A 16,244-nucleotide genomic window follows, 5' to 3' on the forward strand; every position below is an offset into this window, starting at 1 on the left:
ACTCCGTAAGAGTGCGCGGGTTTCAAGAAGTTCGGTCCGCAACATTGACTCGTCGCCTCGGCGACCGCACATTACCTATCCGTAGTACCCGGCGGTAACCCCCGTGATCCGGCTGTACCGCCCGTACCGCCGTACCTCCCTTGGCTCCGAGCCGCCGCGTTCTCGTGCACCACACGCGCGGGCACCCCCATGCCCGCCTGTCTCGTGTCCCCACCTCGAGAAGAGGGAGCACTCGCCCATGCCCATCCCTGCCCTGCGCCGGGCCATCGCCGCGACCTCCGCGGTCGCCGGTGCGCTGGCCCTCGGCCTCAGCGCCGTACCCGCCCAGGCCACCACACCCCTCAACTACGCCGCCCTCGGCGACAGTTACAGCGCCGCCTCGGGTGTCCTGCCCGTCGACCCCGGCAACCTGCTCTGCCTGCGCTCCACGGCCGACTACCCCCATGTCGTCGCCGCCCGCACCGGGGCCCGGCTCACGGACGTCACCTGTGGCGCGGCCCGGACCAAGGACTTCACCGAGTCCCAGTACCCCGGCGTCGCCCCGCAGGCGGACGCGGTCACGGCCGACACCGACCTGGTGACGCTGACGATCGGCGGCAACGACAACGGCACCTTCATCAACGCCATGCTCGCCTGCGGCACCGCGGGCATCCTCAGCGGAGGCAGGGGCAGCCCCTGCAAGGACACCTACGGCACCTCCTTCGACGACGCGATCGACACCGCCACCTACCCCGCGCTGAAGCACGCGCTGCGCGCCGTCCGCGCCAAGGCGCCCGACGCCCGTGTGGCGGTGCTCGGTTACCCGTGGATCACTCCGGCCGAGGCCGACCCGTCCTGCTTCGCCGAAATGCCGGTCGCCTCCGGCGATGTGCCGTATCTGCACGCCCTCCAGGCCCATCTCAACGCAGTCGTCCAGCGTGCCGCCGAGGAGACCGGGGCCACGTACGTGGACTTCTCCCGGGCGTCGGAGGGGCACGACGCGTGTCAGCTCGTCGGCACCCGGTGGATCGAGCCGCTGCTCTTCGGGCGGAACCTCGTCCCGGTCCACCCCAACGCGCTCGGCGAGCAGCGCATGGCCGAGCACACCATGAGCGTCCTCGGCCTCGGCTGACCGAGCCGCGGCGAGCGGAGGTCAGGCCCGTGCGCCGCCGTCGACCTGGAGCACCGCGCCGGTCACGAAGGAGGCGCGGTCGCTCAGCAGCCAGGCGGCGGCCTGGGCGATCTCCTCGGGGTCGGCCGCGCGGCGCAGCGGGGTGAGCGCCGTGAGCCGGTCCTGAAGCCCGGGCGAGCGCGCTTCCCAGTCCCGGATCATCTCCGTCAGGGTGTTGCCGGGCGCGATCGCGTTGACGCGGATGCCTTCGGGGCCGTAGGTCACGGCCGCCGACTCCGTCAGGCTGTTCACCGCCCGCTTCATCGCCCCGTACGCCGGCAGTTCGGGGTTGCCCCGCAGGCTGCCGACGGACGAGTTGTTCACGATCGCGCCCGTCCCCGCGGTGGCCCGGATGGCGGCGACCTCGGCGACCATGGCCAGCCAGACACCTTTGAGGTTCACCGTGTACACATGGTCGAACTCGGCCTCCGGGAGCCGGTCCATGGGGCCGGGCGGCTGGATCGTCGCACCGTTGTTGAAGGCGATGTCGAGACGGCCGTACAGGTCGACGGCGCGGTCCACGGCGGCGCGTACGCTCGCCGTGTCGGCAAGGTCGCAGACGACGTGGTCGGCGGTGCCGCCCGCTGCCCGCACCTGATCCGTCACCGCCTTCAACTGCGCCTCGGTACGCGCCGCCAGCAGCACCCGGGCGCCTTCCCGGGCGAAGAGCCGGGCCGCGGCGGCGCCGATCCCGCGTCCCGCACCGGTGACGAAGGCGACCTTGCCGGCGAGCAGGCCAGGTGCGGCCGGGGTGGGTGTGCCGATGGTCTGTGTGTGGTCCATGGCGTCGAGCCTGCGTCCGCGAACGGGGCTCATCCAGGCACCGGCGGTACCTGGATCGGCCTCGCGGCGCACGCGCACACTTGCGGTGTGGACAGAGCGGAACTGGCGGGCTTCCTGCGCAGCAGGCGCGAGCGGATCAGCCCTGCCGACGTGGGCCTGCCCGCCGGGCCGCGCCGCCGCACACCCGGGCTGCGCCGTGAGGAGGTCGCGCACCTGGCGTTCATCTCGACCGAGTACTACACCCGGCTGGAACAGGCGCGAGGACCTCGCCCGTCCCGGGAGGTGCTGGCCGGGCTGGCCCGCGCCCTGCGGCTGTCGGACGCGGAACGCGAGCACCTCCATCTCCTGGCCGGCGCCCCGCCCGGCCCCGCGCCCGGACCCTCGCGCGAGGTGCGGCAGAGCATCCTCGACCTGGTGCACCGGCTGCCGCAGTCGGCGGCCTTCGTCACGTCGGCCACGCTGGAGGTGCTCGCCTGGAACGAGCTGGCCGCCGCCCTCATGGAGGACTTCTCGGCCCTGTCGCGCCGCGACCGCAACCTCGCGCGCCGCGTCTTCCTCGGGCCGCCCTCCGGAGGACGGCGGTTGTACGGCGTGTCCGACGCCGAGGCGTTCGCCCGCCACGCGGCACGCCGGCTGCGCACGACCGCCGCCCGCTACCCCGACGATCCCGAGGTGAGCGTCCTGATCCGCGAACTGCGCACCGGCAGCGAGGAGTTCGCCCGCCTTTGGGACTCGCACGACGTGGACGTGGAGCCCACGCTCCGCAAGACGTTCCGGCATCCGCTCGTCGGGCCGATCACCGTCAACTGCGACGCCCTCGAGCTCACCGACCGCGACCAGCAAGTGGTGATCTACACCGCCGTCCCCGGCACACCGTCCGGGGAGGCCCTGCGGCTGCTGTCGGTCATCGGCACCCAGCGCATGGACGCGGGCCACTGAGTCGGGACGCGCGCCATGTATACACATCATGTATACATGATGTGTATAGTGCGCGCGGGTAGCACTGCGACTGCGAGGGCGACGATGACGACCACCACTGCGGCTGGACAGGCCGGCACGAGGAGCCGACCGCACGCGTGGGCCGGCTCCACGGCGTGGGCGTCGGGCACCGGCCTCCTGCTCGGTGTACTCACCAACCTGGCCCAGGGATGGCTGCCCGGAGCCTGGCAGCAGATCGCCAACTCCGGAGCCGTGTGGTCCGCCGTCGCCTTCGCCGCCGGAGCGCTGTCGTCCCGGCGGGGCTCCGTGTTCCGATCCGCGATCGGCGGCCTCGGGGCGGAGACGGGCCTGGTCGTCGGCTACTACGGCTATGCCCAGTTCGGCCGCGACGGCGCGGGGGACCTGTTCTTCCCGCTGATATGGCTCGGCATGGCCTGCGTGGCGGGACCGCTGTCCGGCGTCGCCGGGCACTGGTGGCGGCGCGGCCGGGACGCACGCCGCCGCGTCACCGGCCTGGCCGCGTTCGCCGGCCCCTTCGGCATGGAGGGCCTGGCCTACGCCTGGAACCTGCACTACGCCCCGCAGGCCTGGGCATCCCTGGCGCTCTTCCTCCTCATCCCGCTGCTCATGGCCCGCACACACAAGGAGCGCGCCTTGACGCTGGCCGCCGCCGTGGTCTGCGCGCCCCTTGGCTATGCCGTCATCGAACTGCCCCTGCAGTGGGTCTCCGCCTGAAGTCGTCCGTGGGTGCTTCCTGGCCCTGACATGGCCCGAGGTGGGGCCGAGTCGATCAGCAGTACAGGTTGCTGCCCGGTGAGACGCCGAGGATCTGGGTGAAGCGCTGGTAGGCGTCGACGCGGCTTTGGACCTGGGCGGGGTTCTTGCCGTCGCATTCCAGGGAGCCGTTGATGGACCGGATGGTCTGGCCGAAGCCGGCGTTGTCGACCATGGCGTTGTGCGGGGTCATGGATCCGGGTCCTGACTGGGTGTTCCAGTACCACAGGCCGGTCTTCCAGGCGATGGCGGCGTTGTTCTCGACCTGCCAGGGGTTGTTCAGCAGGTCGATGCCGAGTGCGTCGCCGGCGGCCTTGTAGTTGAAGTTCCAGGACAGCTGGAGCGGGCCGCGTCCGTAGTAGGCGGCTTGTCCGGCGGGGCAGCCGTAGGGCTGGCTCCGGTCGCAGTACGTGGGGTAGTTGGCGGTGTTCTGCTCGACGATGTACACGAGGCCGCCGGTCTCGTGGCTGACGTTGGCGAGGAAGGCGGCGGCCTCCTGTTTCCTGACCGTGTCGCTGCCGGTGTTCGCGAAGGCGGGGTAGGCGCTCAGGGCCTGGACCAGGCCGCTGTAGGTGTAGAAGGCGTTCCGGTTCGGGAACATCTGGGTGAACTGGGCTTCGGAGACGACGAATCCGGAGGGGGTTCCGCCGCCGCCGGCCGGAGCGTTCCACTTCTGATTCGCGCCGCCCGTACAGGTCCAGATCTGCAGCCGCGTACCGTTGGCACTGTTGTCGTCCTGCACGTCGAGGCACTTGTTCGCGGCCGGGTTGACGATGTCGTGGGCCGCGGTGACCACCCACTGCTGGTTGGCGCCGCCGGAGCAGTCCCACAGCTGGACCGCCGCGCCGTCGCCGGTGCCCCGGTCGACGACGTCCAGGCACTTGCCGAGCGCCCGCAGGGTTCCGTCACCCGGGTTCGACCAGATCTGGGCGTTGGTTCCGTTGCAGTCGTAGAGCTGAACGGCGGTGCCGTTGGCACTGTCGGCTCCCGCCACGTCGACGCACTTGCCGGCCAGGCCGGTGATCCGGCCGTCCGCGGCCTGGGCGGGCGCGGCGGTGAACAGCGCGGTGAGGAGGATGGCGACGCCGCCGCCGGCCAGGAAGCGGCCGAGACGTCTCAATCCTGTGGTTGCGTAAGGGAGTTCAGCGGGATGCGTGGGCATCGACAGGCGCTCCTGTCCTGATCGTGCGGAAGGGATGGGAAGGTGCCGGTGTCGGCGGGACGGGTCGGCCGGAGGTCAGTTGAGGACGGTCTCCGTGACGACGATGTGGCCGGCGTCGGGATCGAGGCTCCCGCCGAGCCGGCTGAACGCGCCGTCGGTCAGATCCAGGCACTTGGGTTCCTGCGGAGTACCGGCGAACGTGCCGCGGTCGTTGATGCGGATCACCAGCGACCTGCCGTTGGCGGTGTTCGTGACCTGCACGTGTGTGCCGAACGGCAGCTGGGGCCGACGGCTGAGCGAGGTCGCCGCGGTGTCGGCGTTGTTGTCGAAGAGCTCGCCACTGGCCGTCAGGGCTCCGGGCGGCTGGGGACCGTAGTGGGTCGCCCAGCACTGGTCGGACGCCTGCGCCGCGGGCGCGGTCCACTTCTGGTTGGCGCCGCCGGAGCAGCTCCAGATCTGGATGCGGGTGCCGTTGGCGGAGTTGTCGTCGGTGACGTCCAGGCACTTGTTCGCCTGAGGGTTGACGATGTCGTGGGCGGAGGTGACGGTCCACTTCTGGTTCGCGCCGCCGGTACAGCTCCACAGCTGCGCCTTGGCGCCGTCGGCCGTCGAATCGCCGGTCACGTCCAGGCACTTGCCGAGGGCGCGGATCGTGCCGTCCGCGCCGACGGTCCACTGCTGGGCGTTGGTGCCGTTGCAGTCGTAGAGCTGGACGGGCGTGCCGTCGGCCGAGTTGGCCCCGGCGACGTCGAGGCACTTGCCGGCGAGCCCGGTGACGGCACCCGTGGCGGCCGTGGCGGGGGACGCGCTCAGCAGGCATACGGAGAGGCCCAGTGCTGCTGCGAAGACGGCAGCGGGGAGGGACCTGGCCATGAACAGGTGGCCCTTTCGGGTGGGGGGTGGGCATCGGGCGGCGCGGCGCGCGATGCGTGGCTGAGCCGTGAAACTAGAGGTCCAGACCAGTTCCGTCAAGTAGTGAAGTAAGCCATGAGGAAAGCGAGTTGGAGCCCATGGGCCGCCTCGGTGAAGACCCGGTCATGGCGTGAGGGAAAATAGTTGCCTATTAAAACTACGGGGACCGTATGAAAGGCCCGCCATGCCGTACCTCACCGTCGACTACTCCTCCTGTCTGGCCGCCGGGACATTCGACCCTTGTGCCTTTGTGAAGGAGCTGCATCCGCTCGTGGTCGAGGAATCCGGCACGTCGGGCGTGTGCAAGACGGTGTTCCGCCCGGCGGAGACGTACGTGGGGGACAGACCGAGCGGGGAGACCGTCTTCGTGCACGTGGAAGTCGGCCTCATGCCCGGCCGCCCCGAGGCGCAGAAGGCGCGGCTGTCCGAGGGCGTGCTGGCTCTGCTCGCCAAGCATCTGCCGGTGGGCGACGACGGCGAGGAGCGGGTCTTCTGCTCGGTGGAGGTGCGCGACCTCGCCGGCTCCTACCGGTTGTCGCCGTCCGCGCGATGAGCCGCCGGGCCGAGGCGGACACGCCCGGTCCGAATTCGGTTGTTCGCCGCGCCGGTCCCGCACTACCGTGCCGCCAGTGGATCTCTTCTCACACTCTTGGACGGCACTGCGCACCGCGGTCGCCGAACTCCCGGACGAGGACTTCGAGCGGCCGTCCGGCTGTTCCGGCTGGCTGGTACGGGACTTGGTGTGCCACCTGGTCATCGATGCCCAGGGCATCCTGATCACCCTGGTCACGCCCGCCGACACCGAACCGACCGTGGACGCCGTCACGTACTGGAACCTTGTCGAGCCCCCGACCGGCGAGGATCCGCTCGATGCGCTGATCCCTCGGCTGGCGGCCGCCTACGGCGAGGCGCGGTGGCTGAAGTTCCACCTGGACGACGTCGGTTCGGCGGCGGGCCGCGCCGCCGGGCTCGCCGATCCGGCCGCCCGCGTCAGCACCCGCGACGAGGTGCTGACCGCCGGCGACTACCTGTCGGCCTACGTGGTCGAGTGGACCCTGCACCACCTCGACCTGATCGCGCATCTGCCGTGGGCCGCGGAACCGCCCGCCGAGACCCTCGCCGCTGCCCGCGCCTCGCTGGAGAAGATCGCCGGGAGTGCCTTCCCCGCCTCGTTCTCCGACAAGGACGCGCTGCTGGTCGGCACCGGACGCCGTACGCCGACCGACGAGGAGGAGACCGCGCTGGGCGACCTCGCAGCCGAACTCCCCTTCGTTCTCGGCTGAGCGGCCGGTCGCCGGTTCCCCGGTCGAGTGCTCCCACGTCCCCTGGGCACTCGGGCGAGATCCGAATCGAGACCACCTTGAGATGACCTTCGCATTCGGTCACTACGATGTGACCGCAAGACAACCATTCGAGCGGCTCGTCAGATACGTGCCGTTCGGGGTCGCCGATGCCAGGGACCGCTCCCCGGGCTGCGGTGATCTTCCTGTCCAGGAGGACCTTCCGCATGTTCCGACGTATTGGCAAGATCGTCGTCCGACATCCCGTGTGGACGATCGTTGCTTGGCTGATCGCCGCGGTGGCGATCGTCGCCACTGCTCCGAGCCTGCCCTCGAACAGTGACGAGAGCAGCTTCCTGCCCAAGAGTTATGAATCCATCAAAGCGGCGGATCTCCAGCAGAAGGCGTTCCCCAGCGCCTTCACTCCGTCCGCGATCGCGCTCTACCAGCGCACGGACGGCGGCAAGCTGACCGCCGCCGACAAACAGGACGTCGCCCGGATCACCACCGAACTGGGCAAGAAACACATCGACCAGGTGCAGAAGGTCGTCCCCGGCCTGCCGTCCAAGGACGGCAGGTATGACCTGACCCTGGTGCAGATGGACAGCAAGAACGCCGGCCAGCCCAAACAGGCGGACGCGGCCAAGGTGTTGCGAGACGACGCCAAGCAGCTGGCCAAGGGCACGCATCTCGACGTCAGGCTCGGCGGTTCCGCCGCGCAGGCGCTCGACCAGCAGGACTCGTCCAAACGTGGACAGGCGCTGATCGGTATCGGCACCTTCGTGATCATTCTGGTCACCCTTCTGATCATCTTCCGGGCGCCGATCCTGGCCGTACTGCCCCTGGTGCTGATCGGCCTGGTGTCGGCCATCGCCAACGGGCTGATCGCGTACGCCACCAAGCTGTTCGATCTGCAGGCCAACAGCTCGATCTCGTCGATCCTGATCGTCGTGCTGTTCGGCGTGGGCACGGACTACTTCCTCTTCCTGATGTTCCGTTACCGCGAACGCCTGCGGGCCGGTGACGAATCCAAGGAGGCGATGATCAACGCGGTCGGCCGGGTCGGTGAGGCCATCGCCTCGGCGGCCGGGGCCGTCATCATCGCCTTCCTCGCGCTGGTGCTGTCCACGCTGGGCTTCCTCAAGCAGATGGGCCCGGCGCTCGCCATCGCGGTCGCCGCCACGCTGGTCGCGGGTCTGACCCTGATCCCGGCCGTCGTCTCGCTCATCGGACCGAAGGTCTTCTGGCCCTCCAAGTCCTGGCAGCGGGAACCGGAGAACGCCCGGTTCGCCGCCCTCGGCCGCGGGGTGCAGCGCCGCCCGGCGCTCACCGCTGCGCTGTCCGGTCTCGTCCTGCTGGCGCTGTCGGCCGGCATCTACGGCTACCACGCCACGTTCGACCTGGCCTCGGGCTCCATGCCGAAGACCAAGGAGTCCATGGTCGTGCAGGACCAGATGCAGAAGGCGTACTCGGCGGGCGCCGCGGCACCCACCGACGTCTACCTGTCCAGTACCGACGGCAAGCCGCTGGACAAGGCCGGTTTCGCCGCTTACGCGCAGAAACTCGGGGCCGTGGACGGCGTCGCGAGCGCCCGCATGACCCAGCTGAACAAGGACGGCACCACCGCGGACTTCACCGTCACACTCAAGTACGAGGCGTCGACGGACAAGGCGATCGACACGGTGGGCAACGTGCGCGACGTCGCCCACTCCGACGCCCCGGACGGCACCGAGGCGGTCGTCGGCGGCATGTCCTCGATCTACAAGGACATCAACACCGCGGTGAACCACGACTACAAGACGGTCTTCCCGGTGGCCGCCGTCCTCATCATGATCATCCTGGGCCTGCTGCTGCGCAGCATGGTCGCCCCCTGGTACCTGATGGCCTCGGTGGGCCTCGGTTTCGGTGCCACTCTCGGCGCGACCGTGTGGATCTTCCAGAAGGGGCAGGGCCACTCGGGGCTGATGTTCATGCTCCCGGTGATCATGTACTTGTTCGTGGTCGCCATCGGTACCGACTACAACATCCTCATGATCGCCCGGCTCCGCGAGGAGGCCCGCGAGGGCCGCGAACCGCGCGAGGCGGCCGGCATGGCGCTGCGGCACGCCGGTCCGACCGTCGCCGCGGCCGGCTTCATCCTGGCGGCGACCTTCGCCACGATGATGCTGGCGGGCAACTCGCTGCTCACGGAGATGGGTTTCGCGGTGTCCTTCGGCATCGCGGTCGCCGCCTTCGTGATGGCGATGTTCTTCACCCCGAGCCTCACCGCACTGATCGGCCACGCGGCCTGGTGGCCGGGACACGGCGACCGCGGCGAGACGACGCCGGCCGGCGTGGGCACCGGGACGTACGGCTCCGTACCGCCCCCGGGCGGCGACCGGAACTCCGTCGCCCGCGATTCCGCGGGGCGCCGCAACTAGCGGCGATGTGACGGACAGTCAGAGGAGGGGTCCTGCCGGCCCATGAGGGCCGGCAGGACCCCTTCCTCTTCACGTGAGTTCGCCGAGATCGGCACGCGCAACGTAACGGCTGGTGGCGCCCGCTGGAGCACCGGTCCAGCCCCGCCGACCGGTCGACTTGGCGCTCCCACCGCTGCGGCACCTGGTGGCCGCCGCGGTGGGAGCGACCGGCGCGGCCTCAGGATCGGCGCCTCCCGGGGCAGTGGGTCAGGTCCAGTGGCCCGCGGCGGCTGTTTCGGTGACGTAGTCCTCGAAGGACCTGGGCGGTCGGCCGAGAGCGCGTTCCACGCCGTCACCGACCACGGCGCCGCGACCGGAACGGACGGCCACGAGGAGGCCGGTGAGCAGGCGCGCGACATCGGACGGGACACCCAAGGAGAGCTGCCTCTCGGTGAACTCGTCGGGGTCGACGTCGACATGGCGGACGGTGCGTCCGGTGGCCCTGCCGATGAGGCCGGCGGCCTCGCCGAAGCCGATCGCCCGGGGACCGGTCAGCTGGTAGGTGCGGCCGCTGTGCCGGTCCTCGGTCAGCGCCGACGCGGCGACCTCGGCGATGTCCTCGGCGTCGACGAACGGCGTGCGTCCGTCGCCGGTCGGCAGGGACAGGGTCCCCGTCCGGATCCCCTGGAGCCAGGGGCCCTCGCTGAAGTTCTGCGAGAACCAATCCGGCCGCAGGATCGTCCAGTCGGCACCCGAGCCCCGTACGGCGTGTTCGGCCACCTTGAGGGGATGGCTGTCGTCGGCCTCACCCACGCCGTAGGCCGACAGCAGCACCAGCCGCCGTACGCCCGCGCCCACCGCCTCGCCGACGAGCCGGGGGATGCGCGCCTCACGGTCCACATCGGACCGAAGGTTGGGCTCGACCAGGTAGGCAGCCGTGACGTCGGCGAGGGCCGGAGCCCAGGTCGACGGATCGTCCAGGTCGAAGGGCGTGCCTGCGCCGGTGCGGGAGGCCGTGCGCACCGGATGGCCGCAGGCCTCGAGGCGGCGTGCGATGCGGCGGCCCGTCTTACCGGTGCCGCCGATGAGGAGGATGTTCTTCATGCCCTCCAGAAAACGCCACGCACCGAAGACGATCCATGGGAAAGAATCGAGAAGACCTTTGTGATCGTCCAGTGTGGGGGCGGACATGGACGTGCTGAGCGACCTGCTGCACCGGGCCCGCGCCCGGAACGCGATGGTCAGGAAACTCGTCCAGCGGCCCCCGTGGTCGCTGGGCTTCGTCGAGGCGCCACCGCTCACCGTCGTGGCCACGCTGGCCGGCCATGCGTCGGTCCGGTTCGACGGCACGGACGCCGTACCGGTGCGGCTCGCCGCCGGAGACATCGCCCTGATCAGCGGAACGAGCCGGTACACGATCGCCGACACCCCGGCCACCCCGCCCCAGGTCGTGATCCGGGGCCGGGAGAAGCAGGTGGTCGACCGGGACGAAAGAGCAGCGGGCGTGCGACGCGGCCTGGCCCCGCGTACGTACGGGGACGGCATGCCCGGGGCCACGGTCCTCCTCCGCGGCGCCTACGAACTCCGCGGCGATGTCGGCGACCGGCTGCTGGGCCTGCTGACGCCCACGGCGATCGTGCCCGCCGGACCGCGGACCCGGGCGGCACTGGAACTGCTCGCCGACGAGATCGCCCGTGACGAACCGGGGCAGGACGCCGTCATCGACCGGGCGCTGGACCTCGTGCTGGTGCTGGCGCTGCGAGCCTGGTGCGCCAAGCCCGGCGCGACGCCCCCGGCCTGGTACCGGGCGCTGGCCGATCCCGCCATCGGCGAGGCGCTGCGCCTGGTGCACCAGGATCCCGCGCGGCGCTGGACGGTGGCCCAACTCGCCACCCGCCTCGGCATGTCCCGCGCCGCGTTCGCCGCACGCTTCACCAGCGTGGTCGGTGAGCCGCCGCTCGCGTATCTCACCGGCTGGCGCATGGCCTTGGCGGCGGACCTCCTGCGGGACACCGAGGCGACCATCGCCACCGTGGCCCACCAGGTCGGCTACGAAGACCCGTTCGCCTTCAGCGTCGCCTTCAAACGCTGCCATGGCGCCGCCCCCTCCCTGTGGCGCCGCCAAACCCGCCGACCCGACGCCACCGGCCCCAAGTGAGCAGGGACGCTTCGCCGGGCCGACCCCGCCGCTCACCGCCGGACAGGCACCGACCTTCGATGACATGGACGCCACCGCTGCACGAACGGCTCTCCGATGCCTGAACGGAACGTATGGCGCAACTCCATTCGACTGACAGCAAGTTGACGGAACGCCATAATCGGCGGGCGAAGGTACGGGCGGGAGGGGCGCGGTGGCCGTGGCGTCGACCGCCCGGCACGGCAGCGGAACCGGCAGACAGGAGAAGGTTAGTTGCGTCCTCTCACCGACAACCCCGTCACCATGCCCGAGGACGACTCGTTCCATTTCGGGCCGTACGTCGACGTCCTGCACGCCGCGGTGCAGCAGGCCACGCCGCTGCCGCTGACCGTCGGCGTGTTCGGCTCCTGGGGCGCGGGGAAGTCGAGCTTCCTGCGGCTGTGGGAGCGGCGGTTGCAGGGGGAGGCGACCAGGACGATCTGGTTCAACCCCTGGAAGTACGACCGCAAGGTCGAGGTCTGGGCGGCCCTGCTGCACACCATCCTCGCCGAGATGGAGAAGAAGGACACCCTCAAGGAGAAGGCGGTCCGGCTCGCCAAGGCCGCGACGTGGCTCTCGGTGCGCGCGGGCCTGGGCACCGCCGCCGCGCTCGGCACCGGCGGTGTCATCAAGGGCGGCGATGTCGACGAACTGCTGAAGAGCCTTTCGGAGGAGGACTCCCAGCAGTACCGGCAGGTGAACAGCTTCGAGTTCGACTTCGCGGACGCCGTCAAGGAGTTCGTCGGTGAGAACGGCCGGCTGGTGGTCTTCGTGGACGACCTGGACCGGTGCACCCCCGAGTCGGCGATGACGGTACTGGAGTCGCTGAAGCTCTTCCTCGCCCACTCCCAGTGCGTCTTCGTGCTGGCCCTCGACCTGGACGTGCTCGCGGCGATCGCCACCAACAAGTTCGGCGAAGCCCTCAAAGGCGCACCGTCCGAGGTGGTCTCCGGCATGGCCTACCTCGACAAGATCGTCCAACTGCCGTTCTTCCTGCCGGAGGTCGGCTTCGAGACCCTGCGCGAGGCATTCAAGCCCTACGTTCCCGACATGGGGGACGACCCGTTCTTCTGGGGGCTGCTCCGCCGCGGCCTGGGCGGCAATCCCCGTCGGCTCAAGCGCTACATCAACGTCTACAACATGGCTGTGGCCGTCTTCCACGCCCAGACCAGCCGTACCCTGACCCGGCAATCCCGGCTGCAGCTCGCGGTGTTGCTCATCATCCGTACGCAACACCGCGACTTCTTCCACACACTGACGTCCGAGCCCGACTCCTGGCTGACGCTCGCAAGGTACTTCGACCAGGTCCAGACCTCCCCCAACACCCGTGGCCGCCTCCACATGGACCTGCCCGACTACCTGCGCCAGTTCACCGAGGACGGGGCCCTCGAACGCCTCCTCACCCACGGCGACACGGAACGCCTCGTCCCACCGGACGACTCGGTCGTCCTCACGATGATCAGCACCCTCCGCAGCACAGCCGGCCCCGAGGACTTCTAGGGGCGGCATCCGCCGTACGAGGACCGGCTCGGCCGCGTCGCCGAGTCGGCGGTTCGGCCGAGCCGGAAATCCGTTGCCAGGGCATCCCCGCGCGCAGCATGCTCGTCGCTGTGATCAGTGAAGGCCAGTCCATGGAAGCGACCATCGTCCTGCCCGTCGGCGTACGCGACCTGCTGCCGCGAGACCTGCCCGCATGCACCTGGTCCGGCTCGGCCCTCCATCTGCGGGAGGTCGAGCGAGCGCTGGCGCGCGCCGCGGCGGGCGAGGCGGACTACCTGGCCGTCTGCACCCCGGCGGATCTGCCCGTGGCGATCGGCGGCGTCGACTACCAGGTCTCCGAGGGCGCCGGGACCCTGTGGCAGCTCGCCGTCCTCCCGGCGCTGCAGTCCCGCGGGCTGGGAACGCTGCTGATCCGGGCCGCCGAACAGCGCATCCTCCGGCGCGGCCTGCACAGGGCGGAACTCGGCGTGGAGGAGGACAACCCCCGGGCCCGCGCGCTGTACGAGCGTTTGGGCTATGAGGCGTACGGCCGTACGCCGGACGGATGGGACGAGGAAGGACCGGACGGTGTGATCCGCCGGTACGAGACGATGTGTGTCCTCATGCGCAAGGACCTGTGAGTCCGTCCCCGGCACCGCGGCACTGTCCCCGCGGCGGTTCTCACGGGGCCTGGCCGGCGAGGGTCGCCAGGTAGGCGCCGTAGAGCAGGAACACGGTCGTGAGGCCGCCGCACAGCAGACGGGCCCGGGACGACGGGCCTGGCCGCCACCCCCGGGCGAGGGCGCGAGCCGGCGGGATGAGCAGGGGGAACGCCGGGAGAAGGAAGCGGGGTTTGCAGGAGGAGGGGCCGGACACCGCGACCACCAACAGCAGCAGGACGCCCGCGAAGACCACCAGCGGCAGCGGGGCGCGGTCCAGGCACAGCAGGCAGAACGACAGGATGCCGGCCACGACGACGATCATGGCCACCGGATAGGTCACCGTGCCCTGCCACGGCATCGACTCCAGGAACCGCAAGGGCCCGGCCGCGAGATCCAGGCGTGAGTCCCAGGCACTCTGCACATGCAGATACCCGTGGAACAAGTCACCGGTCCGCGTTCCCACCCACAGCACATAACCCGCCCAGCCCAGCGGACCGATCAGTGTCCCGGTCAGGAGCGCCGGCGAAACGCGCGCACGTCGCCGTACGACCTCGTGCACGGCCGTGGCGGCCACGGCCACGGCGGCGGCGATGCCGTTCGGCCGCGCGAGACCGGCCAGCAGGGCCAGCGAGCCGGCGGCCAGCCAGCGGCGCTGCAGCACGGCGTACAGGGACCAGGCGGCACACGCCGTGAACAGCGGCTCGGTGTAGGCCAGCGTGAGGACGACCGACTGCGGCAGTACGGCCCACAGGGCGACCAGCGCGGTGGCGACCGTCCCGCCGTAGAGATGGTGGCCGATCGCGTAGATGCCGTACGCGGCGAGCACCGCGGAACCCCAGGCGATCAGCAGACCGGCTTGCCCCCCGGACACATGGAGTAACCCGCTCACGGCCCGGATGAGCGCCGGATACAAGGGAAAGAACGCCCAGTCGGTCTGGACCGCGCCCGAGCTGCTGATGCGCAACGTGGTGCCGTAGCCGTGCTCTGCGATGTGCAGATACCAGACGGAGTCCCACGCATGGGCGAGGCTCTTCCCGAACGGGCGGCCGGCGCATGCGTCGACCACCAGCACCAAGGCGACCCCGACGAGACGAACGGCCGCGAAGACGGCGAGGGCCCGGAGAACGCCGGGGGGACCCTCCACCCGACCGCGTCCGGTCTCACGAGGGCCGTCGGACTGCCGCAGCGCGGAGGACATGCTCACCCTCCGACGATGAGCGGCCGGGAACCCGGGCGCAATCCGGAACTCCGCCGCATGGACGGGTCCCTGACCAGGGCCGTAGAGACCGGCGCGGTCCGGCACCGTCGTGCAGGCGAACCGTCCGGTCGGCGCCGTACGGGTGGTGGGGACGAGGTGCTGAGGCGATGACATCCGCCGCCGGGCCGGAACCCGGCCGGCCAGGTGCCGCATGAACCGGTCCGGCGTGGCGCCGTGGGGCTTGGTGAACGGCTCGACGAGGACCGCATGGAGCCGGCTCGAGGCCGTCCTACCACGCACCTGATCGTGCGCGGCACCGCGGCCGGACCCGCCTGACGGTCGGCGCGGGATGCGGCCGGGCCCTGGCCGATCACACACTGGTGGAGTAGACACCGCGGCTGATCGGATGCGGGTTCTCGTCACCATGGTGGGTACGCGGTGGGGGACATCCGGATCGTCGCGATCCAGCCGATCGGCAGACGTGGAAGAAGTTGATGTCGATGATCTCCGACATGGTTCTGGTGCCCACCACCGACGCCACGCTCCATGGTGACCTGGTCGTCCCGACAGCGGCGCGTGCCGTGGTGCTGTTCGCGCACGGCAGCGGCAGCTCCCGGCACAGTCCGCGCAACCGGATGGTGGCCGCCGAGCTGCGCACCGCCGGGTTCGGCACGCTGCTGATGGATCTGCTGAGTGAACGGGAGGAGCGGCACGATGCGCTGACCGGTGAGCACCGCTTCGACATCCCGCTTCTCAGCCGACGGCTCGTGGCCGCGATCGACTGGCTGGACACACAGCCCGACGCCCGCGGTCTCCCGGTCGTCCTGTTCGGCGCCAGCACGGGCGCCGCGGCGGCACTGGTGGCCGCGGCCGAGCGGCCGGACCGGGTGCTGACCGTGGTGTCGCGGGGCGGCCGGCCCGATCTCGCGGGCGACGCCCTGGAAGAGGTGCGGGCCCCGGTCCTGCTCATCGTGGGTGGTCAGGACCAGCAGGTGCTGGAGCTGAACGAGGGGGCGGCGCGGCGCCTGCGGGCCCCGCACGCCCTGTCCGTCGTCGAGGGGGCGACGCACCTGTTCGGAGAGCCCGGCGCGCTGGAACAGGTCGCCGAGACGGCCAGGCGGTGGTGCGAGGAGCGCCTGGAGCCCACCCGGGAGTCCGGGTAGACGGTCCAGCGGCACACCTGACCGGTTGGTCCGACGGCACCCGGCGAGGCCGTCCGGGATGCCGGCGGCGCCGGGCTGCGCGTCGTGAGGTCGGTCGGTCCGGGGTCGGCCGGCGCAAGAATACGGCGTAGCGGGCTGGGGGCCGGGGCGGCGCGCGGTCGAGCTGT

The 16,244-nt window shown here is 70.6% G+C and carries 15 protein-coding genes; 10 read left to right on the forward strand and 5 right to left on the reverse strand.

Annotation, left to right across the window (positions count from 1 at the left end):
- The first annotated feature begins 238 nt into the window (after positions 1–238).
- Positions 239–1,111, forward strand: a complete 873-nt coding sequence (locus BFF78_RS40285; RefSeq protein ID WP_069782985.1) for an SGNH/GDSL hydrolase family protein — start codon at positions 239–241, stop codon at positions 1,109–1,111.
- A gap of 21 nt (positions 1,112–1,132) precedes the next feature.
- Here the strand turns inward: BFF78_RS40285 and BFF78_RS40290 are convergent, their stop codons facing one another.
- Positions 1,133–1,933 carry an SDR family NAD(P)-dependent oxidoreductase gene (locus BFF78_RS40290; protein ID WP_069782986.1) on the reverse strand — a complete coding sequence of 267 codons (801 nt, stop codon included), beginning with the start codon at positions 1,931–1,933 and terminating at the stop codon, positions 1,133–1,135.
- An 87-nt stretch (positions 1,934–2,020) separates the two neighbouring features.
- On the opposite strand from BFF78_RS40290, the gene BFF78_RS40295 reads away from it, so the two are divergent.
- Together BFF78_RS40295 and BFF78_RS40300 are read left to right on the forward strand one after the other, a co-directional pair.
- Complete coding sequence (locus BFF78_RS40295) at positions 2,021–2,872, forward strand: helix-turn-helix transcriptional regulator (protein ID WP_069782987.1); 852 nt, start codon at positions 2,021–2,023, stop codon at positions 2,870–2,872.
- 84 nt (positions 2,873–2,956) lie between these two features.
- A complete protein-coding gene (locus BFF78_RS40300) occupies positions 2,957–3,607 on the forward strand; it encodes a DUF6518 family protein (RefSeq protein WP_079161675.1) in 651 nt (216 codons plus the stop codon).
- Between the two features lie 55 nt (positions 3,608–3,662).
- Here BFF78_RS40300 and BFF78_RS40305 read toward each other — a convergent pair whose 3' ends face one another.
- Positions 3,663–4,808, reverse strand: coding sequence for a chitinase (locus tag BFF78_RS40305; RefSeq protein ID WP_069782988.1), 1,146 nt, complete (start codon positions 4,806–4,808; stop codon positions 3,663–3,665).
- A 75-nt stretch (positions 4,809–4,883) separates the two neighbouring features.
- The gene (locus BFF78_RS49470) at positions 4,884–5,681 is read right to left on the reverse strand and encodes a lectin (protein WP_069782989.1); all 798 of its coding nucleotides are present in this window, start codon (positions 5,679–5,681) and stop codon (positions 4,884–4,886) included.
- Positions 5,682–5,904: 223 nt separating this feature from the next.
- On the opposite strand from BFF78_RS49470, the gene BFF78_RS40315 reads away from it, so the two are divergent.
- The 3 genes from BFF78_RS40315 to BFF78_RS40325 all read left to right on the forward strand — a co-directional run bounded on the left by BFF78_RS40315 (position 5,905) and on the right by BFF78_RS40325 (position 9,420).
- Positions 5,905–6,273 carry a 5-carboxymethyl-2-hydroxymuconate Delta-isomerase gene (locus BFF78_RS40315; RefSeq protein WP_069782990.1) on the forward strand — a complete coding sequence of 123 codons (369 nt, stop codon included), beginning with the start codon at positions 5,905–5,907 and terminating at the stop codon, positions 6,271–6,273.
- 76 nt (positions 6,274–6,349) lie between these two features.
- Positions 6,350–7,003 (forward strand): maleylpyruvate isomerase N-terminal domain-containing protein, encoded by a 654-nt coding sequence (locus BFF78_RS40320; RefSeq protein ID WP_069782991.1) that lies wholly within the window; start codon positions 6,350–6,352, stop codon positions 7,001–7,003.
- Between the two features lie 224 nt (positions 7,004–7,227).
- Entirely contained in the window at positions 7,228–9,420 is a 2,193-nt protein-coding gene (locus BFF78_RS40325) for an MMPL family transporter (protein WP_069782992.1), read from the forward strand.
- Between the two features lie 246 nt (positions 9,421–9,666).
- Here BFF78_RS40325 and BFF78_RS40330 read toward each other — a convergent pair whose 3' ends face one another.
- Positions 9,667–10,503: an NAD(P)H-binding protein gene (locus BFF78_RS40330; RefSeq protein WP_069782993.1), complete on the reverse strand. Its 837-nt coding sequence runs from the start codon at positions 10,501–10,503 to the stop codon at positions 9,667–9,669.
- 85 nt (positions 10,504–10,588) lie between these two features.
- On the opposite strand from BFF78_RS40330, the gene BFF78_RS40335 reads away from it, so the two are divergent.
- The 3 genes from BFF78_RS40335 to BFF78_RS40345 all read left to right on the forward strand — a co-directional run bounded on the left by BFF78_RS40335 (position 10,589) and on the right by BFF78_RS40345 (position 13,695).
- Positions 10,589–11,557, forward strand: coding sequence for an AraC family transcriptional regulator (locus BFF78_RS40335; RefSeq protein ID WP_069782994.1), 969 nt, complete (start codon positions 10,589–10,591; stop codon positions 11,555–11,557).
- A 252-nt stretch (positions 11,558–11,809) separates the two neighbouring features.
- Complete coding sequence (locus tag BFF78_RS40340; RefSeq protein ID WP_069782995.1) at positions 11,810–13,075, forward strand: KAP family P-loop NTPase fold protein; 1,266 nt, start codon at positions 11,810–11,812, stop codon at positions 13,073–13,075.
- 98 nt (positions 13,076–13,173) lie between these two features.
- Positions 13,174–13,695 carry a GNAT family N-acetyltransferase gene (locus BFF78_RS40345; RefSeq protein WP_069782996.1) on the forward strand — a complete coding sequence of 174 codons (522 nt, stop codon included), beginning with the start codon at positions 13,174–13,176 and terminating at the stop codon, positions 13,693–13,695.
- A 40-nt stretch (positions 13,696–13,735) separates the two neighbouring features.
- On the opposite strand, the gene BFF78_RS40350 is transcribed toward BFF78_RS40345, so the two are convergent.
- Positions 13,736–14,914 carry a hypothetical protein gene (locus BFF78_RS40350; RefSeq protein WP_079161676.1) on the reverse strand — a complete coding sequence of 393 codons (1,179 nt, stop codon included), beginning with the start codon at positions 14,912–14,914 and terminating at the stop codon, positions 13,736–13,738.
- A 500-nt stretch (positions 14,915–15,414) separates the two neighbouring features.
- Between BFF78_RS40350 and BFF78_RS40355 the strand changes: the two genes are divergently transcribed.
- Positions 15,415–16,077, forward strand: a complete 663-nt coding sequence (locus tag BFF78_RS40355; protein WP_069784117.1) for a dienelactone hydrolase family protein — start codon at positions 15,415–15,417, stop codon at positions 16,075–16,077.
- Positions 16,078–16,244: the final 167 nt, after the last annotated feature.

Origin of the sequence: Streptomyces fodineus (genome assembly GCF_001735805.1) — a bacterium.
In the GTDB taxonomy this organism is placed as follows: domain Bacteria; phylum Actinomycetota; class Actinomycetes; order Streptomycetales; family Streptomycetaceae; genus Streptomyces; species Streptomyces fodineus.